Genomic DNA, 25,207 nt, shown 5'->3' on the forward strand with positions numbered 1-25,207 from the left:
ACGCCCCCTCCGTCACGTTGCCGATGGCGACGCGCCACCTCCCCCGTTTCACGGGTGAGGAGGACCCGCGTCGACCTTCTCCTCACCCGCGCAGCGGGGGAGGTGGCGCGAGGCGCAGCCTCGTGACGGAGGGGGCGTCCGCCGCGCTCCTCCTGACCCTCGCCGCCTGCGGTCCCGCCAAGACCCCCGCCGCCCCGCCGCCGCCCCAGGCGGTGGAGGCCGTCGCCGTCGGCGCCCCGCGCGCCAGCGGCGGGGTCACCGCCACCGGGACCCTGGAGCGCCGCCGCGAGATGGCGCTGTCGTTCCGCATCGCCGGGGTGCTGACCAAGGTCGGGGTCGAGGCCGGCGACCCGGTCCGGGCCGGCCAGGTGCTGGCCAGCATCGACCCCGCCGCCGTCGACGCCCGCCAGCAGGCCTCGTCGTCCGACCTCGACAAGGCCCGCCGCGACCTGGAGCGCGCCAAGACCCTCTACGCCAAGGGCTACGTGGCCAAGGTGCGGGTCGACGACGCCGAGAGCGCCGTGCGCTCGGCCGCCGCCGCCTACAATTCCGCCGCCTTCGACCGGCGCTGGGCCCAGCTGGTCTCGCCGGCGTCCGGCGTGGTGCTGGAGCGCAAGGCCCAGGCCGGCGAGGTGGTCAAGCCCGGCCAGGCCGTGGTCACCGTCGCCGACCTCAACAGCCCGCTGGTGCTGCGCGTGCCCCTGCCCGACCGCGAGGTGGCGGGGGTGAGCGTCGGGACGCCGGTCGAGGTGACGGTGGACGCCCTGCCCGACCAGGTCCTGGCCGGACGCGTCACCCGCGTGGGCCAGTCGGCCGACGCCCGCACCGGGGCGGTGACCGTCGAGATCGAGGTCGCCGCCCGACCCGACCTGCGCAGCGGCCAGATCGCCACCGCGCGCCTGGCCAGCCGCGCGCCGGCCACGACGGGTCCGACCTTCGCCCGCATCCCCGCCGAGGCGGTGCTCGAGGCGTCGGGCGGCAAGGCGGCCGTGCTGCGGCTGGATGGAGGCCGCGCCCGTCGCACGCCGGTCCAGTTCGGCGGCTTCGACGGCGACGACGCCCTGGTCGCCGGCCTGCCCGACGGGACGCGGGTGATCACCGCCGGCGCGGGTTTCGTCTCCGACGGGGATAGGGTGACGGTGACGGACCCGAAGGCGCTGGGCGCGGCGAAGGCGGGCAAGTGATGCCGGTGGCCTCCATCATGCGTGACGAACGCAAGCATCTCGCGCCCCCCTCCCCCGTCATCCTCGGACTTGTTCCGAGGACCCCTCGCGCCGCCGCGCTGTCGGGGGCGGGCCAGCGCTCGTCGACGCCGCGCGCGCCTTGGAGCGGCAACTTGGTTGAAGCAGGGGTCCTCGGAACAAGTCCGAGGATGACGGGGGCTGAGGGTGTGACGGGCGTTGGGGGCTTCGCATGAAGTTCGACCTCGCCGGGTTCGCGGTCCGCCGCTGGCAGTTCACCCTGGTCGCCTTCGGCCTGCTGGTGATGCTGGGCCTGAACGCCTTCATGAACGTGCCGCGGTCCGAGGACCCGCACTTCCCCGTGCCCATCGTGGTGATCCGCGCCGTCCTGCCCGGGGCGGAGCCGTCGGAAATGGAGCAGCTGGTCGCCGACCCCATCGAAGACGCGGTCGACGGCCTGGACAACATCGACAAGGTCGAGTCCACCAGCCTGGACGGGGCGGCGGTGATCCGCGTCCACTTCACCTGGGACGTCGACCCCGAGCGCAAGTACGACCAGGTGGTGCGCGAGGTGAACGCCATCCGGGGCAACCTGCCCGCCGGCCTGGCCCGCCTCGACATCGACCGCGTGCGCACCACCGAGGTGTCGATCGTCCAGGTGGCCCTCACCTCCGACGTCCTGCCCATGCGCCGCCTGGAGAAGGTGGCCGATCGGCTCCGCGAACGCCTCGACCGCGTGCCCGGCGTGCGCCAGTCGCTGTACTACGGCGCGCCGCCGTCGGAGGTGCGGGTGTCGCTGGACCTGGCGCGGCTGTCGGCCCTGAAGCTGCCCGCCACCGCTGTCTCCGACGCCCTGAAGGGCGCCGGGGCCGAGGCCCCGATCGGGGCCGTCCAGGCCGGCGACCGGCGGTTCAACGTCAAGGCCGGCGGGGCCTTCCGCTCGCTGGACGCGGTCAAGGACACCCCGGTGCGCTCGATCGGCGGCCAGGTGGTGCGGGTGCGCGACGTGGCCCAGGTGGCCTGGGCCCAGGACGAGCCCACCCACCTGGCGCGCTTCAACGGCAAGCGCGCGGTGTTCGTCACCGTCACCCAGAAGGACGGCCAGGACGTCGCCAAGATCACCGCCAGCGTCGACAAGGTGCTGGACGACTACGAGAAGACCCTGCCGGCCGGGGTGAAGCTGGAGCGCGGCTTCGTCCAGGCCCGCAATGTCGAGCATCGCCTGAACAACCTGTTCCGCGACTTCGGCATCGCCCTGGCCCTGGTGCTGATCACCCTGCTGCCGCTGGGGCCGCGCGCCGGCCTGGTGGTGATGGTGTCGATCCCGCTCTCCCTGCTGATCGGCCTGGTGCTGCTGCAGGCCTTCGGCTTCACCCTGAACCAGCTGTCGATCGCCGGCTTCGTGCTGGCCCTGGGCCTGCTGGTCGACGACAGCATCGTCATCACCGAGAACATCGCCCGCCGCATCCGCGAGGGCGAGGAGCGCACGGCCGCCGCCGTCAACGGCGCCAACCAGATCGCCCTGGCGGTGCTGGGCTGCACGGCCTGCCTGATGCTGGCCTTCCTGCCGCTGATGGCCCTGCCGGCGGGTTCCGGCGCCTACATCAAGTCGCTGCCGGTGACGGTGCTGTGCACCGTGGGCGCCTCGCTGCTGGTGTCGATGACCATCATCCCGTTCCTGGCCAGCCGGGTGCTGGACAAACACTCGGACCCGGAAGGCAATCCGCTGCTGCGCGGCGTGAACGGCGCGATCCACCGCTTCTACCGGCCGGTGCTGCACTTCGCCCTGGCGCGGCCGTGGCTGAGCCTGGCGATCATGCTGGCGATCTGCGCCACCACCGTGCCGATGCTGAAGATCGTCGGCTCGTCCCTGTTCCCGGCCGCCGAGACGCCGCAGTTCCTGGTCCGGGTCGAGACCCCCGACGGCAGCCCCCTGGCCCGCACCGACCGCGCCCTGCGCTTCGTCGAGGCCCGGCTGAAGCAGGAGCCCAAGATCGTCTGGCAGGCCGACAACCTGGGCCGCGGCAATCCGCAGATCTTCTACAACATCACCCAGCGCGAGAGCGCCACCACCTATGCCGAGGTGTTCGCCAGCCTGGAGCGCTGGGAGCCGGGCCAGAGCGAGAAGGTGCTGGACCGCCTGCGCGAGGATTTCGCCCGCTTCCCCGGGGCGCGGATCAGCGTCGTCACCTTCGAGAACGGCCCGCCGATCGACGCCCCGGTGGTGATCCGCCTGACCGGCCAGAACCTGGAGGTGCTCAAGGCCCTGGCCGCCCGCGCCGAGCAGGTCCTGAAGGCCACGCCCGGCACGCGCGACGTCAACAACCCCGTGCGGCTGGACCGCACCGACCTGGACCTGGGCGTCGACGAGGGCAAGGCCGCCGCTCTGGGCGTGCCGGCCGGGGCCCCGCGCCGCGCCGCCCGCCTGGCGCTGTCGGGCGAGGAGACCGGCCGCTTCCGCGATCCCGACGGCGACGACTATGCGGTGAAAGTCCGGCTGCCCATGAGCGTGGGCCCCAATCCGCTGGGCAGCCGCAACGCCCTGGCCGACCTGTCCAAGATCTACGTCCCCACCGCCGACGGCGAGGCCGCGCCCCTGGGCTCGATCGCCACCCCGACCCTGCGCTCCAGCCCCGCCCGCATCGACCGCTTCGACCGCGAGCGCACGGTGGCCGTCAGCGCCTATGTCCAGACCGGCTACCTGACCGCCAAGCTCACCCAGGACGTGGTCGCGCGCCTGGACCGCGAGCTGCCCATGCCGCCCGGCTACCGCCTGACCCTGGGCGGCCAGGCCGAGGCCCAGTCGGAGAGCTTCGCCGGCCTGGGCGCGGCGGTGATGGTGGCGGTGTTCGGCATCCTGGCGGTGCTGGTCCTGGAGTTCCAGAAGTTCAAGACCGCCCTGGTGGTGGCCGGCATCATCCCGTTCGGCCTGTTCGGGGCCGTGGCGGCCCTGTGGATCACCGGCTATTCGCTGAGCTTCACCGCGACCATCGGGCTGATCGCGCTCATCGGCATCGAGATCAAGAACTCGATCCTGCTGGTCGACTTCACCGAACAGCTGCGCAAGGGCGGCATGGGCCTGCACGACGCCATCGAGCGCGCCGGCGAGGTGCGGTTCCTGCCGGTGCTGCTGACCAGCGTGACGGCCATCGGCGGGCTGCTGCCGCTGGCGATGGAGGGGTCGGGGCTCTACTCCCCGCTGGCCATCGTGATCATCGGCGGGCTGATCACCAGCACGGTGCTGTCGCGGGTGGCGACGCCGGTGATGTACTGGCTGACGGCCCGGGGGAAGGCGGAGCGGGCCTGACGCACCGCTTCCGCCCAGGGCGCGCCGGCTTCAGGGGATGTAGCTGGCCGTCGTCTTGAACTCCAGGTGGCCCAGCAGCGACCGCATGAAGCCGCCCAGGCCCTTGGCCCACATGAAGTCGTAGACGCGACTGTACTCTTCGAGCAGCACGCCCGGGTTCGACCATTCCCGGGTCTGGGTGTCCGGATCGGTATAGGTTTCGCTGCCATAGGACAGCTCGAACCAGAGCCCGGCATAGGTCCTGTTCGACGGGGCCTTCACCGCATAGGTGAAGCGCCTTCTGCGGTCGCCGACCCCGTCCCAGGTGTTGACCTTGTAGTCCAACCTGCTGACGCTGTGCTTCCCGGCCTCGATATTGACGATTTCGCCGGACTCTTCGGGAACCTGGGTTATCAGCTTCCCGAGAACATAATAGTTGTGCAGCTTCTTGCCGAGCTGCACGAAGTCATAAGCCACGAAATCGAAATTATACTGCACGCTGGTGACGCTGTGCACCATTCCGCGTTCCTTATCCAGGACGCTCAGAATGGAGTCGAATATCTGCTTAAACCCAGGCACCGCGGCATGGTACCAGTGATGGAAGGTGGGCAGCTGGACGCCGGCCTTGCGGACGACAATCCTGTCCTGGTAGACGGCGACCTGGAAGTCGTAGATGTCGTCCTTGAATTCGACCGCGAAATAGTCCGCCCCCTTTCTATTCTCCAGGGAGCTTTCGTTGAAGAATTCCGCCGTTCTCAGAAGGCTCGCGACATCCTCGCGCAACCGTTCCTGAAGTCGCGCCCGCAGCGCGCCATCTTCCCAGTCGGCGATCGCCGGGAAATAGGCGGTCAGGGTGAACCCGTTTATATCCCCGACCTTGTATTGGAACGCGTTTACCGGAGCTAGATTTTGCCAATCCGGTATAACCAGATTTCCCATACTATATCTCCAGAATCTCTTCAGTTATATTGATCACCTTCTCGGTGTTGCCTTCGAAGGCGTAGGCCCGCTTGGCCAAGGCCGGGAAGACGATCTGCTGCAGGCCGCGCGCGCCCATGGACAGGGCGGCCGCCCGCTTGGCGACGGCCCGCATGAAGCCGTCCGAGAACTTCAACGTCTTCCCAATTCTTCGAAAATGCTGTCGCCACACCAGTAGAGGCGAGGTGCGCCCGTGCCTCAGTATCTGCAGAAGGGCGTCTTCCGGCAGGGACTCGTACTGGATGATGGCCGGGAGCCGCGCGACCAGCTCCGGCATGAAGCCGAAATTGACGAGATCATCCGAGACGATCGTGCCCTTGGGCGCCTCTCTCAGCAGCCTGGCCACCTCCGGACGGCGCTTTCGGGTGTTCTCGGTGCCGTCGATATCGACGAACGCCCCGCCCGCCAGCACCATCGCGCTCGACCCCGTCCCGCCCTCGGCGACCTTCGCCTGGCCCTCTATGAACTTCAGGAGGGATCTCTGGATGTCGACTTTCCATTCGCGGTTGTTGTCGTGGGACTTCGCCGCGATCTTGTCGAACTCGTCCAGGAACACGACGATCTTGCCGCGATCGCCGATGAGATTGTTGATCCTGTATTCGATCTCCTCGACCGCCGACCCGCCCCTGGCGCCCGACGGAACCAGGGTCGTGCTGTCCACGATCAGGAACGGGATGCCGAGATAGGCGCACGCGATCTGGATGGAAAAGGTCTTGCCCGATCCGGTCGGCCCCAGGACGAGACCGTTGGGTGGCGGGTGCAGCACGTTCTTCTTGGAGTCCCAGGACAGGTACATGGAGAGGATGAGGCTCAACCGCTCCTTCGCCTCCTCCTGGCCGACGACGAAGGAATCCAGATGAGCTCGGATGTCGGAGGCCCGGCGTTCGCGGCCCTTCGACTTGTCCTTTTCGACGTTCAGGCGAAGCGCCCTGCCGGAAGCCGACCTTCTGCGCCGCGGGGGGATCAGCTCGCCGTCCGCCTCCATCGCTCAGCTCTCCGCCTGACGATTGACGAGACCCTGCATCGCCGCGCGTATGTCCCGGACCTCGCTGCTGGCGGCGATCAGCTCGTCGATCAGCGCGATGACTTCCGACGTCCCCTCGCGAACCAGGGAGCTGGTGCGCTCGTCGCTCTGGATGCGGGACTTCAGATCGATCAACATCAGCACCGAAGCGGGAACCTCCTTCAGCTCCGGCCGCAGCTCCAGGATCGACTTTCTGTTTTCGCTGACGATCGTCGTGATGATCTGCAGTCGGGTCGAGAGTATCAGCTGGTCCAGGCTGCTTCTCGAAGAAGCCTGGTCCTCGAGGAACTGCTCGTCGCGCTTCATGGCGTCGCGGTGTTGCTGATGAAGCGTGTAGAGGACGCCCAGCAAAGCGATCCCCGAAAACAGCGAGTTCACAAGGCCGAAGGAGTCGCCAATGACCCCGGCGTCGGACCAGGACTTCACCCCTGCATGCAGCAGCAGAACGGGCGCGATCCATAGAGCCAGCATAGCGGCCCCGACCGCAACATACGGTATCTTTCGCACGACGACTCCCCCTAAGGGCGATCTAGAAGCAAGCTGCCCGCTCTAGTCAAGATTGCTCGACGCGCCAGCTCAACTATTCTTCGCCCATCGCGGCCCCTTGCCTATTTTACACTCGTATAGCAACCTCCTCCCCACACTCTGGGGAGAGGAACGAGCATGGCCGTCCAGCAGCGCGACGCCGTCATCATCGGCGGGGGCCACAACGGGCTGGTCTGCGCCTTCTACCTGGCCAGCGCCGGGCTGAAGGTCACGGTCTGCGAGGCCCGCGACGTGGTCGGCGGGGCGGCGGTGACCGAGGAGTTCCACCCCGGCTTCCGCAACTCGGTGGCCAGCTACACGGTCAGCCTGCTGAGCCCCAAGGTCATCGCCGACATGGACCTGCACGGCCACGGCCTGCGGATCCTGGAGCGGCCGATCTCCAACTTCCTGCCGATCGACGACAAGACCTACATGAAGCTGGGCGGCGGACTGGAGCGCACCCAGGCCGAGTTCCGCAAGTTCTCGGCCCGCGACGCCGAGCGCCTGCCGGCCTATTACGACATGCTGGACGAGATCGGCGACGTGCTGCGCGACCTGGCCGCCGAGACCCCGCCGAACCTGGGCGACGGCCTGCCGGGCCTGCTGCGCGGGCTGAAGCAGGGCGGCCGGCTGGCGGGCCTGTCCCGCCAGCGCAAGCGCGACCTGCTGGACCTGTTCACCAAGAGCGCCCGCGACGTCCTGGACGGCTGGTTCGAGAGCGACGCGGTCAAGGCCAGCTTCGGCTTCGACGCCGTAGTCGGCAACTTCGCCAGCCCCGACACGCCGGGATCGGCCTACGTCCTGCTGCACCACACCTTCGGCGAGGTGAACGGCAAGAAGGGCGCCTGGGGCCACGCGGTGGGCGGCATGGGCGCGATCACCCAAGCCATGGCCAAGGCCTGCCGCGCCAAGGGCGTGGACATCCTGCTGAACGCCAAGGTCGAGGGCGTGCATGTCGAGGACATGCCTAAAGGCGCCGGCAAGCGGGCGGTGGGCGTGCAACTGGTCGACGGGACCCAGATCATGGCCCCTATCGTCAGCTCCAACCTCAACCCGGCCCTGCTGTACGGGTCGCTGGTGCCGCCATCGGCCCTGCCCGCCCCGTTCAAGAAGGCGATCAAGGGCTACAAGAACGGCTCGGGCACCTTCCGCATGAACGTGGCCCTGTCGGAGCTGCCCGACTTCACCTGCCTGCCCGGCAAGGCCGTGGCCGAGCACCACCAGTGCGGCATCGTGCTGTCGCCGACCCTGGACTACATGGACGAGGCCTATCGCGACGCCAAGGCGACGGGGATTTCGAAGCGGCCGATCGTCGAGATCCTGATCCCCTCGACCCTGGACGACAGCCTGGCCCCTCCGGGCCAGCACGTGGCCAGCCTGTTCTGCCAGCAGTTCGCCTGGGACCTGCCGGACGGCCGCAGCTGGGACGACGAGCGCGAGGCGGCGGCCGACCTGATCATCGACACGGTCAACCAGTGGGCCCCGAACTTCAAGGCGTCGGTCCTGGGACGGATGATCCTGTCGCCGGTCGACCTGGAGCGGAAGTTCGGCCTGGTCAACGGCGACATCATGCACGGCCACATGTCGCTGGATCAGCTGTGGGCGGCCCGGCCGGTGCTGGGCCACGCCAGCCACCGGGCGCCGATCAAGGGGCTCTACATGTGCGGCGCCGGGTGCCACCCGGGCGGCGGCGTCTCGGGCAATCCGGGGCGCAACGCGGCGCGGGAGATCCTGCGCGACCGGGATTTCACGACGGCGGTGAAGCTGAGCCTGGTGGGGCGGTGATGTCTCGAAAATCCGCTCATCCCGGCGAATGCCGGGACCCAGATGGAATGGCCTTGAGGCTGACGCCAAGAGCTCTGAGCTCCTCCAATCAGCCACCCCACTATGGGATCTGGGTCCCGGCATTCGCCGGGATGAGCCGATTTAAGGAGATCTGGTGATGGATATGGCCCAACTCCCCGACCACGACCCCGACGCCGACGCCGACTACGGCCTGCCCGGCTGGATCTACGGCAGCGAGCGGTTCTTCCGCGAGGAGCAGGACAAGGTCCTGCGCCCCTCCTGGCAGATCGTCTGCCATCTGAACGACATCCCCCGGGCCGGCGACTTCCACACCTTCGAGTTCCTGGGCGAGAGCGTGGTGGTGGTGCGCGGCAAGGACGGCGGGGTCCGGGCCTTCGCCAATGTCTGCCGCCACCGCGCCGCCCGGCTGCTGGACGGCCCCGTCGGCCACTGCGCGCGGATCGTCTGCCCCTACCACGCCTGGACCTACGCCCTGGACGGCCGGCTGATCGCCGCGCCCTATCCCGAGACCTACCCCGCCCTGAACGTCGACCAGCAGAGCCTGGCCCCGTTCCAGGTGGAGGTCTATCGCGGCTTCGTCTTCGTGCGCCTCGAGGGCGATGGCCCCAGCGTCGCCGAGATGATGGCCCCCTACGACCACGAGCTGGAGCCCTACCGGTTCGAGGAGATGGTCCCGTTCGGCCGGGTCACCCTGCGGCCCCGCGAGGTGAACTGGAAGAACATCAGCGACAACTATTCCGACGGCCTGCACATCCCCGTGGCCCATCCGGGCCTGACGCGGCTGTTCGGCAAGGGCTACGGCGTCGAAGCGCAGACTTGGGTCGACAAGATGTGGGGCCAGCTGATCGACGAGCCGTCGCGCAACCCGTCCGAGCGCCTCTACCAGCGCATCCTGCCCGACTCCGACCACCTGCCGCCCGAGCGCAAGCGGCTGTGGACCTATTTCAAGCTCTGGCCCAACCAGGCCTTCGACATCTATCCGGACCAGGTGGACTTCATGCAGTTCATCCCGGTCTCGGCCACCCGGACCATGATCCGCGAGATCGCCTACGCCCTGCCGGACGAGCGGCGCGAGATGCGGGCGGCGCGCTATCTGAACTGGCGCATCAACCGCCAGGTCAACGCCGAGGACACCGAGCTGGTGGCCCGCGTCCAGCAGGGCATGGCCTCGCGGACCTTCACGGCGGGACCGCTGGCGGAGACCGAGGTGAGCTTGCGGAGCTTCGGCCGGAAGATGCGGGCGCTGATCCCGCAGGCAAGGCTGCCGCGGCCGCCGGAGGGGTGGTGACCCACGGCCCCATCACGACAACAAAGGTTGTCATCCCGGAAAGCGCGCAGCGCTTGTCCGGGACCCAGGGGCGGCTGCACGGCTTTCGCCCGGTCCCCTGGGTCCCGGACAGCCTCTGCGGGGCTTCCGGGATGACAACCGTTTTGGATGCTCGGGGCCTTCAGCCATGACCCCTCGCGCCGCCTTCACCCGCGAGGCTCCCGACGTCCGTCGCACGGCCTTGATCGAGGCCGCCGCCCGGGTGCTGGCGGCCAAGGGCGTGGCCGGCGCCTCCGTGCGGACGATCTGCGCCGAGGCGGGGGTCAGCGCCGGCCTGCTGCGGCACTATTTCGACGGCGTCGACGCCCTGATCGCCGCGACCTACGAGGCGACCGGGGCGCGGATCGACGCGGCGCTGGAGGCGGCGGTCGAGGCGGCGGGCGGCGATCCCCGCGCGCGCTTGTCGGCCTATCTGACCGCCAGCTTCGCCCCGCCGGTGCTGGACCCGGACCTGCTGGCCACCTGGCTGGCCTTCTGGAGCCTGGTGAAGGTGGACGCCGACGTCGCGGCGATCCACCGTCGCACCTACGCCGGCTATCGCGCCCGGCTGGAGGAGCTGCTGGCGGCCTGCGATCCGTCGGTGGACGCGAGACTGGCCGCCATCGGCCTGACGGCCGTCGTGGACGGGCTGTGGCTGGAGCTGTGCCTGGACGAGACCGTGTTCACCCCGGCCGAGGCGGGAGCGATCGCCGAGCGGCTGGCGGCCTCTTACCTGACCCCTCTCCCAGAGGGAGAAGGTGAGTTTTAAGCCGCCGCCTGGGCGCCGAGGCTCGCGCGGCCCCAGCTGGCGCGGCGGACTTCCGGTTCGGAGACCGACACCCGGGCGGTCTTGCCCTGGGTGCGCATGTGGCGGGCCAGCATCTCGGCCACGCCGACGGCTTCGGGCTGGGCGGGATAGGAGCCGATCAGGTCGGGGGCGTCGTTCCAGGTCACGTGCCAGACGCCGGAGACGGGTCGAACGAAGTAGGTGTGTTCGTCGGCCATGGGGATCACTCCTTTATGCTCACTCAGCGTCGGTCTTACCGCGCGTGCATGACAGCTGTTTCAATGCTGCACAGCAACATCGTGTTGCATTGCACACTGCAGGAGCCACGCCAAGCGGACTTTTGGTGAATCCCCAGGCAAGATTGCGGCGGCTCGAGTGATAAAAGGAAATGCGCGGACGACACGGGGGACACACACTCGCGGTGCGGCCTCGAAAATCGTCACGGCGCGAGGGGCGAGTGTGTGTCCCCTCCTTCGGCCGTTCCTAGTGCTTCCAGACGAACAGCGAGACCACGGCGAGGATCAGGCTGACATAGAAGCCCAGTCCCCACATCAGGTGCTCGCCCTCGTCGTCGCTGTAGCGGGAGTCGAGCAGGCGATCGCCGAGCGGCAGGGCCGCCCCGAACGAGACGACCAGCTGACCGGTGGCGATGAGGAGGCGAGTGATCATGGTACGGACGGTGCGCCTCAAAGGTTAACGGGACGCTTAAGTTGTAGGTTGCGATTCGCTCAACGACGTTGTGGCAATTGCGCCCGGAAGACCTTTTCCCGCACGGAGCTTTCAAACCGATCGCCTCGCCCTATGCTGTGGTCACGCTTCGAGCCGTGACATGAGCCTGACCGACGCCCTTCTCCTCCTGGCCTTCATTCTCGCCAACATGGCGGCCGGCGCGATCTCGATGTTCCGCTACGCCCAGGTGAGCAGCATCCTGGCCCAGCGGCATCCGGACCTCTGGCGGACCTTCCAGGGGTATTCCTTCGCCGCCCGCGACGCCGCGGGCCGCTTCTACTGCAGCCGCGCGCCCTTCCGCCTGAACGACCCCGAACTGTCGCGCGCGGTCATCCGGTCGTGGATCGCCACGGGCGTCTGGATCGCCGTGATCCTGGCCGCCTTCGCGACCGCCGTCGTGCGCGGCGGCTAGGCGCTCAGTCCTTCACCACCACCCCGCCCTTCATCACCGCGCTGACGTGCTCCAGCACCGAGACGTCGGCCATGGCGTCGCCGTCCACGGCGATCAGGTCGGCGTAGCGGCCGGGGGCGACGGCGCCGACGTCGGTCTTGCCCATCAGCTCGGCCGCCACGGTGGTGGCCGACTGGACGGCCTGCATCGGGGTCATGCCCCACTGCACCATGTACTTCATCTGCCGGGCGTTCAGCCCGTGCGGATAGACCCCGGCGTCGGTGCCGTAGGCGATCTTGACCCCGGCCTTCACCGCCTTGCGGAAGCCCTCGCGCTGGGCCTGGGTGGTCTCGTAGTTCTTGCGCAGGGTCTCGGCCGGCCAGCCGTGGGCCTTGCCGTAGGCGTCGATCCAGTCGCCGTCATAGATGTCGGCCACCAGGAACACGCCCTTGGCCTTCATCATGGCGATGGCCTCGTCGTCCATCAGCGAGCCGTGCTCGATCGAGCGCACGCCGGCCCGCATGGCCGACTTCATGCCCTCGGCCCCGTGGGCGTGGGCGGTGGCGTAGGTCCCGCGGCGGGCGGCCTCCTGGATGGCCGCGCGCATCTCGTCCTCGGTCAGCTCCTGCTGGCCGGGCTCGGTGCCGACGGTCAGGACAGCGCCGGTGGCGATCAGCTTCAGGAAGTCGGCGTGGTGGGCCAGGATGTTGGCCGCCTTGCGACGGGCGTCGGCGGCGTCGGTGACCACGCCCACGCGCATCTCGTCGGGCAGCTTCACGTCGTCGGAGATGCCGGTGATCTCGCCGCCGCCGCCGGGAATGGTGATGTAGGCGCCGGCCACCGACATGCGCGGGCCAGGCACCAGGCCGTTGTCGATCGCGTCGCGCAGGGCCACGTCCCCGAACGCCCGCCAGGTGCCGACGTCGCGCACGCTGGTGAAGCCGGCCTCAAGGGTCTTCCGCGCGTGGTCGGCGCCGATATAGGCCTGGTAGGCGGCCGTGGTCAGCAGCGGCTCGGCGATGTTCTCGGTCTGCTCCTGGTCGACCAGGTGGGTGTGCATGTCGATCAGGCCGGGCAGCACCATGCGCTTGGACCAGTCGACGACCTTGCCGTCGGCGGGGGCGGCCTTCCACGGCCCGACCGCCACGATCCGCTCGCCGTCGATGGTGATCATCTGGTCGGTCAGCACCTTGCCCTGCAGGGTGTCGACCAGCTTGCCGGCGTGGACGTAGACGGGGGCGGCGTGCGAGGCGAACGCGGTGAGCGTCAGGGCGGCGGCCACGAGGGCGGTGCGGATCATCTGAACGAGCCTCTTTATGATCCGCTCATCCCGGCGAATGCCGGGACCCAGATCCCATGGCGGTGTGTCGGATTGGATGAGCTCAGCGCCCTTGGCGTCAGCCTCAAAGCCATTCCATCTGGGTCCCGGCATTCGCCGGGATGAGCGGATATCCTGAATGTCATGAGCTGGCCGAACGCCCCCGGGTCAGCAAGTAGAACGGCGCCCCCACGGCCAGCAGGGCTATGCCCCAGAGGACGGCCTCCTTGCCGGCCCCCACCAGGGTGAAGACCGCGTAGAGCCCGGCCAGGACGGCGATGACGGTCAGGGCCAGGGTCGGGGTGATCCGCCGGGCCGCCTGCAGCTTCAGCGCCGCCAGGGCGCAGGCCAGGTAGGTGAACAGCGAGGCCGTGGTGGCCAGCAGGGCGATGAAGGTGAAGACCTCGGCCATCGACTTGGCGTAGTTCATCGCCACCAGCACGGTCAGGAAGCCGGCCGACATCAGGTGGGCGCGGGCGGGCGTGCCGCGTTTCGACTCCTTGGCCAGGAAGGCCGGGAACACCCCGCCCCTCGCCATGGCGTAGGGCATCTCGCCCTGCAGCAGCACCCAGCCGTTCAGGGCCCCGAAGGCGCTGATCGCCGCGAACAGGGCCAGCAGCTGGCCGGCCGCCGGCCCCCACCAGCGGCCGACGAAGTCCGACAGCGGGGCGTTGGACGTCTTCAGCGCGTCGACCGGGGTCAGCAGCACCACCGCCGAGCAGACCAGCAGGTAGATCAGGCCGGTGAACACCGTCCCGGCCAGGGTGGCGCGCGGGATGGTGCGGGTGGGGTCGACCACCTTGCCGGCCGGGACCGTGGCCGACTCCAGGCCCAGCAGCGCCCACAGGGTCAGGGTGGCGGCGGCGGTGATCGCGCCGGGATGGATGTCGGCGGGGCGGAACGGGGTCAGGCTGACGCCCCCGGGAGCGCTTGGGCCGCGGCCGATGATCCAGAAGGCTAGGCCCGCCACGGCCACCAGCGGCAGCAGCTTCAGCACCGTCGTCACCACCTGCACCCCGCCGGCCAGGCGGGCGCCGGCGATGTTGATCCCGACCATCGTCCAGACCGCGCCCAGGGTGACCAGCAGGTGCATGCCCGGCACCTTGGCGATGGCCGGGAAGATCACCGACAGGTAGCTGACCGCCCCCGTGGCGATGGCGGCGTTGCCGACCCACAGCGAGATCCAGTAGCTCCACGCCACCATGAACCCGACCAGCGGCCCGAAGGCCTCCTGGGTGTAGGCGTAGGGACCGCCGGCCTTGGGGAACTCGCGCGACAGCCCCGCGAACACGAAGGCCAGGGCCAGGCCGCCGGCGATCGTCACCAGCCAGCCGAACACCGCGTTCCAGCCGTAGGGGGCCAGGGAGGCGGGCAGCATGAACACGCCCGAACCGATCATGTTGCCGACGACCAGCGCCGTGCACATCCAGAAGCCCAGGGCCTTGGGGCCCGTGACCTGGGGGATGGGGACCTTCTGGTGGGTCTCTGTCATGCGGTTACGCTTTCACGGGAACAGAGGTTCGTCACGCAAAACTCGTTGTCATCCCGGAAGCCCCGTAGGGGCTGTCCGGGACCCAGGGGACTGGGCAAAGGCGGTGCGGTTCACCTGGGTCCCGGACAGCGCTGCGCGCTTCCGGGATGACAACCCTGACTGCGGTTAGAACTTCTGCCCGAACTTCACCCCGAAGGTCCGCGGCTGGTTGGGCACGATGTAGACCTGGGTTCCGCAGACGGTCTCGGCGCATTCGGCGTAGCGGTTCAGGCTGGCGCGCTTGTCGAAGGCGTTTTCGAGGAAGGCCTGGAAGGTCCAGTTGTCGCGCCCGACCCCGGCCGAGAAGTCGGCGGTGGCGTAGCCCGACTGCTTGCCGATGATGCCGCGCTCCAGGATCCGCAGGTCGGTCCAGTTGCTGGTCTGGCCGGCCGCCGAGCCCTGGACGAAGGCGTCGTAGCCGTTCAGGTCGAACTCGTAGCGGGCGGTGATGTTGGCCTTGAACTTCGGCGTCACCGGCAGGGCCGTGCCGTCCGGGGCCTCGGGATCGGGGCAGTCGGTTTCCGGATTGCCCGAGGCGTCGACGAAGCCGCAGTAGTTCTTGGTCAGGGCCGCGTCGGTGTAGGCCGCCGAGCCGTTGATCGTGAAGCCGTGGCTGACCGCGAAGGTGAAGTCGGTCTCCACGCCCTTGATCTCGGCGGCGCCGGCGTTCTTGATCTCGGTCAGGCCGTTGGCGCCCAAGAGGGCGAACTGGAAGCCGTTCCACTTCTCGAGGAAGACCGCGCCGTTCCAGCGGAAGCGGTTGTCGGCCCAGGTGGTCTTCCAGCCGAACTCGTAGTTCTTCAGGTAGTCGGAGCTGTAGGGCGGCAGGGTGCCGCGCCGGTTGATCCCGCCCGGCCGGAAGCCTTCCGAATAGGTGACGTAGACCAGCTTGTCCTCGTCGACCTTGTAGGTGAGGTTCACCTTCGGCGTGTTGCCCTTCTCCTTGGTCCGCTTGTCGAGGTTCGTACAGGGCGAGCCCTCGATCTCGGGGCCGGTGAAGCAGGCGCCCTCGCCCGTGCCCGAGCTGTAGCCCAGGCCGTAGCCGTAGAAGCCCTTCAGGCTGTTGTCGGCCTTGAAGAAGCGGATGCCGGCCGTCACGGTCAGCTTGTCGGTGATGTCGAACGCCGCCTCGCCGAACGCGGCGCTGTCGCGGTCGACCCGCTTCTGCTGGGTCAGCCAGATGGTGTGCGGATAGCCCGGCACCGACAGGTCGGTGCCCAGCGCGTCGATCTGGTAGTTCTGATAGATGCCGTGGGTCTGGCGCTGGTAGAATAGCCCGCCCACCACGCGGAAGCGCTTGTCCTGCGGAGTCGAGACGCGGATTTCGTGGCTGACCTTGCTGTAGGCGTCGTGGCCCGTGATGTATTGCGACGGGTCCACCGGGTTGCCGGCGTTGTCGGTCCAGTAGGCGCCGTAGCCGGCCAGGGTGTCGTAGAAGTACGAGTAGTCGGTGTAGTCCTGGTGGGTGTCGACGTCGCGGTCCAGGTACGAGCCGGCATAGACCACGTCGAGGTTGGCGATCTGGCCCTCGACCGTCATGGCCGCCTGCCACCACTTGTCGTTCGAGCTTTCCGGATAGTAGTGCGCGACCTTCAGGTCGCCGACCGAGGGGTCGTACGAGAACAGGCCGCCGACCTTTTCCTGCTGGGCCATGATCGAGGGCGTGATCACCCAGTTGTCGCCGGCCTCGACCCGCAGGGCCGCGCGGCCGCCGTAGACGTCGACGTCGTTGTAGTTGTCCTTGATCCGGTAGCCGTTGCTGACCGTCACGCCCGAGGTCGGGTAGGTGCGCGACCCGGCGACGTTGTCGATGAAGCCGCCCTGGTGCTCGGCCCAGCCCACCAGGCGCACGGCGACCTTGTCGCTGAGCGGCTGGTTGACGAAGCCCTCCAGCACGTAGCCCGGGTCGCCGTGGTCGATGACGTTGCCCTCGATGTCGTAGCCGGCGCTGAAGCCGGCGGTCGTGGGCTTGTTGGTGATGATCCGCAGGGTGCCGGCTTGCGAGCTGGCGCCGTACAGCGTGCCCTGCGGCCCGGCCAGGGCCTCGACCCGGGCGATGTCGTAGATGTGGATGTCCAGCGCGCCCTGGATCGTGGTGATCGGCTGTTCGTCCAGATAGATGCCGACGCTGGGCAGCGGGCCCGAGTGGTTGCCGTCGCCGCCGCTGGCCACGCCGCGCATGTAGACGTTGGAGAAGCCCGGCGAGGTGGTCTGGAACGACACGCTGGGCAGGTACTTCACATAGTCGGTGAAGTTCTGGACCTGCAGCTGCTCCAGCTTGGCCTCGCCCAGGGCCTGGATGCTGACCGGCACGTCCTGCAGGTTCTCGGAACGCTTCTGGGCGGTGACGACCACCTCTTCCAGCGCCACCGAGCCCCCCGATTGCGCCTGCGCGTGGGCGGTGACCGCAGTCAGCATGGATGAAGCCAGAAGGGCCGTGGTCCAGACCGCCATCTTGGACGATCCGTGCGCACTACGCTTAGTCAACGGCATTATCGCTCCCCCGGAACACGTTAGGTGAACGATGGTCATCCCGTGGTTACGGACCCGCAAGGATCAAAATTCAAACGAACGTCAATTCCGCCGACTGTTGCAGAAATGGCAGGGTCCGGAGCGAGTGATCAAAATTCAGGCGCGGCGGGGTAACAGGTCAGGACGGGTCCCAGGGCGGACTTCAGGGGGTCCAGCCACGATTCGTAGTTCTGCCAATGCTCGACCGCGTCCTTGAAGATCGGGCGGCGCACCTGCTCTGAGCTTGCGGTGCGCACGGCGCGGTCGTTTTCGTGGAAGTTCAGACAGCTTTCCTCGAACGGCAGGCCGCAATAGTCCAGCAGCGCGCGGATCTGGGCTTCCGGGTCGGCGACCATCTCTTCGTAGATCACGCGGTACGCGCGGCCCGGCAGCACGGCGTCGAAATGGGCCATCAGCTCCACATAGTCGGCGTAGTAGCGGCCGATGTCGTCCAGGCCGTAGCTGAAGGCCTGGCCGCGGGCGAAGTGCTGCTTGAAGCCGGAGAAGCAGCAGCCCATCGGGTGGCGGCGGGCGTCGATGATCTTGGCGTTCGGCAGGGTCAGGGCGATCAGGCCGACGTGGGCCCAGTTGTTGGGCATCTTGTCGATGAACAGCGGCCGGCCGGTCTTGCGCTGCACCCGGGTGCGGTCGAGGAACTCCTGCCCCAGGGCCGCCAGCTGGTCGGGGTCCAGGTCGGCCAGGATCTCGGGATAGGCCGAGGGCTCGCGCGAGCTCTTGGCCCCGCCCAGCCGCTTGGCGATCGCGCCGATGTCGGGCAGCTCCATGGTGCCCTCGACGGCCGAGTGGCTGGCCAGGATCTGCTCCACCAGGGTCGAGCCCGAGCGCGGCAGGCCCAGGACGAAGATCGGGTCCGGCGCCGGGCAGCCCTGCCCGGCCCGCTCGGCGAACAGGTCGGCGGTCAGCACCGCCTTGGACCGCGCCACGTGCCGGCGGTTGCGCTCGGGATCGTAGGCCAGCTGGGCCCGGCGCAGGGCCGCGCCGCGCGCGTAGTGCTCGAACGACCGCGCCCAGCGGCCGGCGTCCTCGTGGGCCTTGCCCAGGGCGTAGTCCAGGTGCAGGCGGTCGTCGTCGGACAGGTCGGCCCGCGCCAGCTGCGCCTCCATCGCCGCCAGGTCGGCCTCGTCGAAGCGCCAGGTCTTCATGTTGGCCAGGCTCCACCAGGCCTCGCCCAGCGAGGGGGCCTGGTCGACGGCCTTGCGGTAGGCGGCCGCGCAGTCGGCGGCGCGGCCGACGGTCTTCAGGGCGTGGCCGTAGCTCATCCAGCCCTTGGGCTGCTGCGGATGGCGGGCCAGCACGTCCTCGTAGATGGCGATGGACTGGGCGTATTCGCCGATCCGCGCCAGGGCGGCGGCCTTGAGGTTCAGGTGGGCCGGGTTGCGCGGCTCGTCGGCCAGCAGGCGCTCCAGCTGGACCAGGGCGTCCTCGGACCGGCCCAGCCGGTAGAGGACCGTGGCCAGGTTCTGCCGGGCGGCGGTGAAGCCGGGGGCGATCTCCAGGCAGCGGACCAGCAGGGTCTCGGCCTCTTCCTGCCGACCCAGCCGGGCCACGGCCTCGGCCAGCATGCGCAGCGCCGCCGGGTCGTCGGGGCGGGTGTCCAGCAGCGCGCGCAGGGCCTTCTCGGCCTCGCCGGGCTTGCCGTCGACCAGGGCGCCGGCGGCGGCCATCAGGGCCGGGTCACGGACCCCGCCCTTGATCTGCAGGACCGTCTGCCGGGCCCGGGCGACCTGGGCGCCGGCCTCGTCGCCGACCAGCTCCAGGGCCTCGGCCAGGCCGCGCCAGGCCTCGGCCAGGTCCGGCTCGGCGGCGACGGCGCGGCGGAACGCGGCGACGGCGCCCTGCGTCTGGCCGGCGGCGGCCAGGCTCCAGCCGTGCTCCAGCTGGACCGGCGGCGACTGGGGGAAGGCGCGCGACAGGGGGTCGAGGGTCCGCAAGGCCTGCGGGAGGTCGCCCGCCAGCCGCAGGGCCGTGGCCAGGATCAGCGTCGCCTCGGCATGGCGCGGCACGGCCTCCAGGATCGCCCCGGCCTGCTCGGCGGCCAACCGCGGGTCGACGCCCAACAGCCGCCGGGCATGGGCCAGGGCGGTGGCGACGGTTCCGGCGGGCTCGGTGGTCGTGGTGGACATGGGAGGATGGGAGGATGGGGCGGTGGGGATGTCAATCGGCGGCGCCCTGCCGGCGACCACTTGCCCCCTACGGGTCGCTTCGCGACCGTCTTCCCCCACGGGGGGAAGAGGCTCCGCCCCCTACGGGGGCGGACAGACCGCGAAGCGGTCAGGTGGGGGCAAGTGGGTGCGCCGCCGCCTCACAACCGATCCCGCATCGCATACCAACTGAGCCCCGCCACCGTCAGCGGCCACCGCAGCAACCGCCCTCCGGGGAACGGCGGCGTCGGCAGCCGCGACAGCAGCGCCATCCCCTCCCCCTCGCCCAGGGCCGCGTCGGCCAGCAGCTTGCCGAACCACGGCGCCAGCATCACCCCTTGCCCCGAATAGCCCGCCGCGATCCGCACGCCGGGCGCCAGGTCGCGGACGAAGGGCGCGCGGTGGACGGTGATGCCCAAGGTCCCGCCCCAGGCGTGGGTGACCTCGACGTCGGCCAGGCCCGGATAGACCTTCAGCATGTGCCGCCGCACGAAGGCCTTCAGGTCGGGCGGGAAGCCGGGGCGGTAGTTCTCGCCGCCGCCGAAGATCAGCCGGCCGTCGGGGCTCTTGCGGAAATAGTTGATCACGAACCGGCTGTCGGCGACGGCGGCGTTGGAGCGGATGATCGTCTCGGCCCGCTCGCCCAAGGGCTCGGTGGCCAGGATGAAGTTGTTGATCGGCATCACACGGGCCCGCGCGGCGCCGCCGACCAGGTCGTCCAGATAGCCGTCGCCGGTCAGGATCAGCTGGTCGCAGGCGACCGTTCCGCCGGGGGTGTCGACGCGGATCGTCGTCCCTTCGCGCCGCCAGGCCGTGGCCCGGGTCTGCTCGAAGATCACAGCCCCCGCCGCCATGGCCGCCCGGGCCATGCCCAGGGCCAGGTTCAGCGGATGCAGGTGGCCGCCGCCCCGGTCGACCAGGCCGCCGTGATAGACGTCGGTCCCCAGCTCGTGGGCCAGGGCGTCGTCGTCGATCAGGGTCAGCTGGTCGTAGCCGTAGCGCGCGGCCATGTGCGCGATGTGGGCCGCGTCCTCGGCCTCGCCGCCGCGCTTGTGGCGGGCGTGGATCATGCCGGGGCGGAAGTCGCAGGCGATGGCGTGCTCGGCGATCAGGGCCAGCAGGTGGGCGCGGGCGTCCTGGGCCATCTTCCACAGGGCCAAGGCGTCGTCGCGGCCGACCGTCTTCTCCAGCCAGGCCTGGTCGTTGCGCTGGCCGGTGTGGACCTGGCCGCCGTTGCGCCCCGACCCGCCGCTGCCGACCTGGGCGGCCTCGAGCACGACGACGGAGACGCCGCGCTGGGCCAGCTCGAGCGCCGCGCCCAGGCCGGTATAGCCGGCGCCGACGACGCAGACGTCGGCGCGGGTGTCGTGTTGCAGCGGCGGCAGCGTCGGGAAGGGCGTGGCGGTCGCCGCGTACCAGGACGTGGCGGGGTGGCCGGCGTTGGCGAACACCTACTTGCCCCCACCTGACCGCTTCGCGGTCTGTCCGCCCCCATAGGGGGCGGAGCCTCTTGCGCGGAGCCGGCGGAGGCTCTTCCCCCTGCGGGGGAAGACGATCGCGAAGCGATCCGTAGGGGGCAAGTGGTCCAGCGCCCTAGACATTCAGCAACAGGAACTCCCGCTCCCACGGGCTGATCGTGCGCATGAAGGTCTCGTACTCGGCCTGCTTCACCGTGGCGTAGGCGTTGCAGAAGGTGGTCCCCAGGATCTCGACCAGGGGCTTGGCCTCCTCGAACAGGGTCACCGATTCCAGCAGGGAGCGGGGCAGCTCGATGCCGCGCACGCTGGCGTCGGTGTCGACCGGGGCGGTGGGCGACAGGTTGTGGATCATGCCCAGATAGCCGGCCGCCAGCACCGCCGCCATGGCCAGGTACGGATTGGCGTCCGACGAGGGGATGCGGTTCTCGACGCGGCGGTTGGCCGGGTCGGACGGCGGCACGCGCAGGCCGCAGGTGCGGTTGTCGTAGCCCCACTGGGTGTTGACCGGGGCCCCGCTGTCGCGCGCGATCCGGCGGTAGCTGTTCACGTAGGGCGCCAGGATGGCCATGATCGCCGGCAGGTAGCGCTGCTGCCCGGCGATGAAGGCGTAGAACAGCGGCGTGGCGTCGCCGCTGTCGGCGTTCGAGAACAGGTTCTGGCCGTCCTTGTCGAGGATCGACTGGTGGATGTGCATGGCGCTGCCGGGCTCGGCGGCCATCGGCTTGGCCATGAAGGTGGCGTAGATGTCGTGCTCCAGCGCCACCTCGCGGATGGTGCGCTTCATCATGAACACCTGGTCGGCCAGCTCCAGCGGATTGCCGTGGCGGAGGTTGATCTCCATCTGGGCCACGCCGCTCTCGTGGATCAGGGTGTCGATCTCCAGGCCCTGGCGCTCGGAGTACTCGTACATGTCCTCGAACAGGGCGTCGAACTCGTTGACCGCGGCGATGGAGTAGCCCTGGCGGCCGGTCTCGGGCCGGCCCGAACGCCCGATCGGCGGCTTCAGCGGGTAGTCGGGGTCGGTGTTCTTGTCGACCAGGTAGAACTCGATCTCGGGGGCCACGATCGGCTCCCAGCCCTTCTCGCGGTACAGCGACAACACCCGGCGCAGCACCTGGCGCGGGCTCTCCTCGACCGGCCGCCCGTCGGGATGGAAGGCGTCGTGGATCACCTGGGCGGTCGGGTCCTGGGCCCAGGGCACCACGGCCAGGGTGGCCAGGTCGGGGGTCAGGAAGATGTCGGTGTCGGACTGCACCGCGTTCACCGCCCCCTCGAACTCGGGGAAGTCGCCGGTGATGGTCTGGTAGAACACCGCCAGCGGCAGGTTCATCGACGGCGCGCCCAGGAACTTGCGCACCGGCATGATCTTGCCCCGCGCCACGCCGGCCAGGTCGGGCACGACGCACTCGATCTCCTCGATGTTCTGGCGGGAGAACCAGTCGCGCGCATCGTCGAGGGTGGGCACCCCGCGCGTGGTCTTGGGGCCGGGCTTGGACTTCTTTTCTTTGTACTTCATGGGGCGCTCCTCGCGCTTTTCGAAGTCTAGTCTCTTGAGTTTTGGCGACAATCTCACCGTCGTCCCATGACGACGGACGGGCGTCAGGAGGTGTTCTCACGTCCTCTCCCGTTGTCATCCCGGAAGCGCGAAGCGCTGTCCGGGAGCCAGGGGCGGTGCGCACGGCCCCTGGGTCCCGGCTCTCCGCTGCGCTTCGGCCGGGATGACAACGGTGGGGTGCGGATCAAGACACGGGCTCTGCCTTCAGCGCCCGCAGCACCGGCTCGGCCTCGTCCAGGGACTTCCTGATGATCGCCACCAGGTCGTCGATCTGGGCGTGGGTGATGATCAGGGGCGGGCAGCAGACGATGCTGTCGCGGATGGCGCGGACCATCAGGCCGTTGGCGATGCACAGGTCGCGCACGATCGGCCCGGCCTCGCCCTCCTTGTCGAGGAAGCGGTGATTGGTCCCCTTCTCGCGCACGATCTCGACCGCGCCGATCAGGCCCAGCGAGCGGGTCTCGCCCACCAGCGGGTGGTCGTTCAGCGTGGCCAGGGCCTTGGCCAGGTAGGGGCCGGTGTCGTCGCGGGTGCGCTCGACCAGGCCCTCGCGTTCCATGATCTCGATGTTCTTCAGGGCCACGGCGGCCGCCGTCGGGTGGCCCGAATAGGTGAAGCCGTGGATGAAGTCGCCGCCCTTCTCGCGCAGCTCGGCGACGATGTGGTCGGCCACGCCGACGGCGCTGATCGGCAGGTAGCCGGACGACAGGCCCTTGGCCATGGCGATCATGTCGGGCTTCACGCCGTAGTGCTGGTGGCCGAACCATTGGCCCAGGCGTCCGAAGCCGCAGATCACCTCGTCGCAGACCAGCAGGATCCCGTACTTGCGGCACACGGCCTCGACCGCCGGCCAGTAGCCGTCCGGCGGGATGATCACCCCGCCCGCCCCCTGCACCGGCTCGCCGATGAAGGCCGCGACGTTCTCGGGGCCGACCTCCAGGATCTTGTCCTCGATCGCCTGCACCGCCCGGTCGCGGAAGGCGGCCGGGTCCTCGCCGAAGCCCTCGCCGAAGTGATAGGGCTGCATCACGTGCTCGACGCCGGCGATCGGCAGGTCGCCCTGCACATGCATGTGCTTCATGCCGCCCAGGCTGACGCCGGCCACGGTCGAGCCGTGATAGGCGTTCCAGCGGCTGATGAAGACCTTGCGCTGCGGCTGGCCCTTCAGTTTCCAGTAGTGGCGGGCCAGGCGGAAGACCGTGTCGTTGGCCTCCGACCCCGACGAATTGTAGAAGACGTGGGTCAGATGGCCGCCCATCTTCTCGGCGATCTTGGCCGCCAGCTTCACCGGCGGCGGCGTCGCGGTCTTGAAGAAGGTGTTGTAGTACGGCAGCTCCAGCATCTGGTCGTAGGCCGCCTTGGCCAGCTCGTCGCGGCCGTAGCCGACATTGACGCACCACAGGCCGGCCATGCCGTCCAGGATCTGGTGGCCCTCCCCGTCATGGATGTAGACGCCGTCGGCCCGGGTGATGATCCGGCTGCCGCCCAGCTGGGCGATGACCTTGTGGTCGGCCTGGGCCGGCAGGTGGTGGGCCAGGTCCAGGCGCTTGAGCTCGGCGATGTCGTGGTTGCGGATCGGGACGGTCATCGGGGGTGCTCTCCTGGACGTTTCTTGTTCTCTAAAATCCGCTCATCCCGGCGAATGCCGGGACCCAGATCCTATGGCGCTGGGTCGGGCTGGACGGACGCTGCGCTCAAGGACCCCACCTCAACGCCCCGCCATCTGGGTCCCGGCATTCGCCGGGATGAGCGGAACGAGGGGTTCGCCCCGCAGCGCGCGGCCGAACACTTCGAAGAACGCCTGGCTCTGCGGGTTGCGCTCAGGCTTCCATTCCGGATGCCATTGCACGGCCAGGACCGGCGCGCCGTTGACCTTGGCCGACACCGCCTCGACCACGCCGTCGGGCGCCCGGGCCTCGACCAACAGGCCCTCGCCCAGCCGGTCGACGCCCTGGTAGTGGACCGAGTTGACGACGGCGGTCTCGGCGCCGAACGCCGTGGCCAGCACGCCGCGCGGGGTCAGGTCGACGCGGTGCTCGTGGTCGAACATGGCGTCGAAACCGGCCTCGTCGGGGGCGTGATGGGCCAGGGGCGCGCCGTCGGCCGACATGTCGCGCCGCAGGGTGCCGCCGAACGCGACATTGATCTCCTGGAAGCCCCGGCAGACGCCGAACACCGGCCGGCCCAGGTCGAGCATGGCCTCGATCAGGTCGGCGGTCATGGTGTCGCGCCCGGCGTCGAACGGGCCCGGGGCGTCGGGGACGTCCTGGCCGTAGAGGGCCGGGTCCATGTTCGACGGGCTGCCGGTCAGCATCAGGCCGTCCAGGCGGGCGGCGACCTCGGAGGCCTTCATCAGCTCGGGCATCGACGGCACCAGCAGCGCCGCGGCGTCGGCGTACTTCATCGCCCCGGCGACATAGCGGTTCATCACCGCCTGGGCCGGTTCGATCCCGACGGTGCGGGTGCAGCAGATGATCCCGGCGACGGGTCTCATGCCGTGCCTCCCTGCTTGCCCCCTACGGACCGCTTCGCGGTCGTCTTCCCCCATAGGGGGAAGAGCCTCGCGGCGCAGGCTCCGCCCCCTATGGGGGCGGACAGGCGACGAAGTCGCCAGGTGGGGGCAAGTATGGACGCAGGGC

Annotated in this window: 19 protein-coding genes; 6 read left to right on the forward strand and 13 right to left on the reverse strand. The window is 69.2% G+C overall.

Going from position 1 to position 25,207, the window contains the following annotated elements:
- The first annotated feature begins 122 nt into the window (after positions 1–122).
- Positions 123–1,184, forward strand: a complete 1,062-nt coding sequence (locus tag BR39_RS0103420; RefSeq protein ID WP_029907749.1) for an efflux RND transporter periplasmic adaptor subunit — start codon at positions 123–125, stop codon at positions 1,182–1,184.
- Between the two features lie 229 nt (positions 1,185–1,413).
- Positions 1,414–4,488: an efflux RND transporter permease subunit gene (locus tag BR39_RS0103425; RefSeq protein WP_029907751.1), complete on the forward strand. Its 3,075-nt coding sequence runs from the start codon at positions 1,414–1,416 to the stop codon at positions 4,486–4,488.
- 30 nt (positions 4,489–4,518) lie between these two features.
- Here BR39_RS0103425 and BR39_RS0103430 read toward each other — a convergent pair whose 3' ends face one another.
- From BR39_RS0103430 to BR39_RS0103440, 3 genes are read right to left on the reverse strand one after another with little or no spacing between them, the layout of a single operon-like run.
- Entirely contained in the window at positions 4,519–5,406 is an 888-nt protein-coding gene (locus BR39_RS0103430; RefSeq protein ID WP_156035570.1) for a hypothetical protein, read from the reverse strand.
- A 1-nt stretch (position 5,407) separates the two neighbouring features.
- Positions 5,408–6,430 carry an AAA family ATPase gene (locus BR39_RS0103435; RefSeq protein ID WP_029907754.1) on the reverse strand — a complete coding sequence of 341 codons (1,023 nt, stop codon included), beginning with the start codon at positions 6,428–6,430 and terminating at the stop codon, positions 5,408–5,410.
- 3 nt (positions 6,431–6,433) lie between these two features.
- Positions 6,434–6,940: a hypothetical protein gene (locus BR39_RS0103440; protein ID WP_029907755.1), complete on the reverse strand. Its 507-nt coding sequence runs from the start codon at positions 6,938–6,940 to the stop codon at positions 6,434–6,436.
- A 192-nt stretch (positions 6,941–7,132) separates the two neighbouring features.
- On the opposite strand from BR39_RS0103440, the gene BR39_RS0103445 reads away from it, so the two are divergent.
- From BR39_RS0103445 to BR39_RS0103455, 3 genes are all read left to right on the forward strand, one after another.
- On the forward strand, positions 7,133–8,779 hold the full coding sequence (locus BR39_RS0103445; protein WP_029907756.1) for an NAD(P)/FAD-dependent oxidoreductase: 1,647 nt from the start codon (positions 7,133–7,135) through the stop codon (positions 8,777–8,779).
- A 157-nt stretch (positions 8,780–8,936) separates the two neighbouring features.
- A complete protein-coding gene (locus BR39_RS0103450; protein WP_029907757.1) occupies positions 8,937–10,088 on the forward strand; it encodes an aromatic ring-hydroxylating dioxygenase subunit alpha in 1,152 nt (383 codons plus the stop codon).
- 166 nt (positions 10,089–10,254) lie between these two features.
- Positions 10,255–10,875 carry a TetR family transcriptional regulator C-terminal domain-containing protein gene (locus BR39_RS0103455; protein ID WP_035018137.1) on the forward strand — a complete coding sequence of 207 codons (621 nt, stop codon included), beginning with the start codon at positions 10,255–10,257 and terminating at the stop codon, positions 10,873–10,875.
- Here BR39_RS0103455 and BR39_RS0103460 read toward each other — a convergent pair.
- Together BR39_RS0103460 and BR39_RS0103465 are read right to left on the reverse strand one after the other, a co-directional pair.
- Positions 10,872–11,111, reverse strand: coding sequence for a hypothetical protein (locus BR39_RS0103460; RefSeq protein WP_029907761.1), 240 nt, complete (start codon positions 11,109–11,111; stop codon positions 10,872–10,874). The genes BR39_RS0103455 and BR39_RS0103460 overlap by 4 nt on opposite strands.
- Positions 11,112–11,376: 265 nt before the next feature.
- A complete protein-coding gene (locus BR39_RS0103465; protein WP_029907763.1) occupies positions 11,377–11,562 on the reverse strand; it encodes a hypothetical protein in 186 nt (61 codons plus the stop codon).
- A gap of 160 nt (positions 11,563–11,722) precedes the next feature.
- Here BR39_RS0103465 and BR39_RS0103470 point away from each other — a divergent pair, with 160 nt between their 5' ends.
- On the forward strand, positions 11,723–12,034 hold the full coding sequence (locus tag BR39_RS0103470) for a hypothetical protein (RefSeq protein ID WP_029907765.1): 312 nt from the start codon (positions 11,723–11,725) through the stop codon (positions 12,032–12,034).
- Positions 12,035–12,038: 4 nt separating this feature from the next.
- On the opposite strand, the gene BR39_RS0103475 is transcribed toward BR39_RS0103470, so the two are convergent.
- The 8 genes from BR39_RS0103475 to BR39_RS0103510 form a co-directional block, all read right to left on the reverse strand.
- A complete protein-coding gene (locus tag BR39_RS0103475; protein WP_029907767.1) occupies positions 12,039–13,313 on the reverse strand; it encodes an amidohydrolase family protein in 1,275 nt (424 codons plus the stop codon).
- A 160-nt stretch (positions 13,314–13,473) separates the two neighbouring features.
- Positions 13,474–14,823, reverse strand: a complete 1,350-nt coding sequence (locus tag BR39_RS0103480) for an amino acid permease (protein ID WP_029907769.1) — start codon at positions 14,821–14,823, stop codon at positions 13,474–13,476.
- Between the two features lie 165 nt (positions 14,824–14,988).
- Positions 14,989–17,280: a TonB-dependent receptor gene (locus BR39_RS0103485; RefSeq protein WP_231499389.1), complete on the reverse strand. Its 2,292-nt coding sequence runs from the start codon at positions 17,278–17,280 to the stop codon at positions 14,989–14,991.
- 203 nt (positions 17,281–17,483) lie between these two features.
- Entirely contained in the window at positions 17,484–19,517 is a 2,034-nt protein-coding gene (locus tag BR39_RS0103490; protein ID WP_029907773.1) for a tetratricopeptide repeat-containing sulfotransferase family protein, read from the reverse strand.
- A gap of 179 nt (positions 19,518–19,696) precedes the next feature.
- Complete coding sequence (locus BR39_RS0103495; protein ID WP_029907775.1) at positions 19,697–20,986, reverse strand: FAD-binding oxidoreductase; 1,290 nt, start codon at positions 20,984–20,986, stop codon at positions 19,697–19,699.
- Positions 20,987–21,128: 142 nt separating this feature from the next.
- A complete protein-coding gene (locus tag BR39_RS0103500) occupies positions 21,129–22,529 on the reverse strand; it encodes a glutamine synthetase family protein (RefSeq protein WP_029907778.1) in 1,401 nt (466 codons plus the stop codon).
- A gap of 223 nt (positions 22,530–22,752) precedes the next feature.
- Positions 22,753–24,156, reverse strand: coding sequence for an aspartate aminotransferase family protein (locus BR39_RS0103505; RefSeq protein ID WP_029907780.1), 1,404 nt, complete (start codon positions 24,154–24,156; stop codon positions 22,753–22,755).
- Between the two features lie 120 nt (positions 24,157–24,276).
- Positions 24,277–25,062: a gamma-glutamyl-gamma-aminobutyrate hydrolase family protein gene (locus tag BR39_RS0103510; RefSeq protein WP_029907782.1), complete on the reverse strand. Its 786-nt coding sequence runs from the start codon at positions 25,060–25,062 to the stop codon at positions 24,277–24,279.
- Between the last annotated feature and the right edge of the window lie 145 nt (positions 25,063–25,207).

The sequence above is a fragment of the Caulobacter sp. UNC358MFTsu5.1 genome, from assembly GCF_000712075.1.
Classification (GTDB): domain Bacteria; phylum Pseudomonadota; class Alphaproteobacteria; order Caulobacterales; family Caulobacteraceae; genus Caulobacter.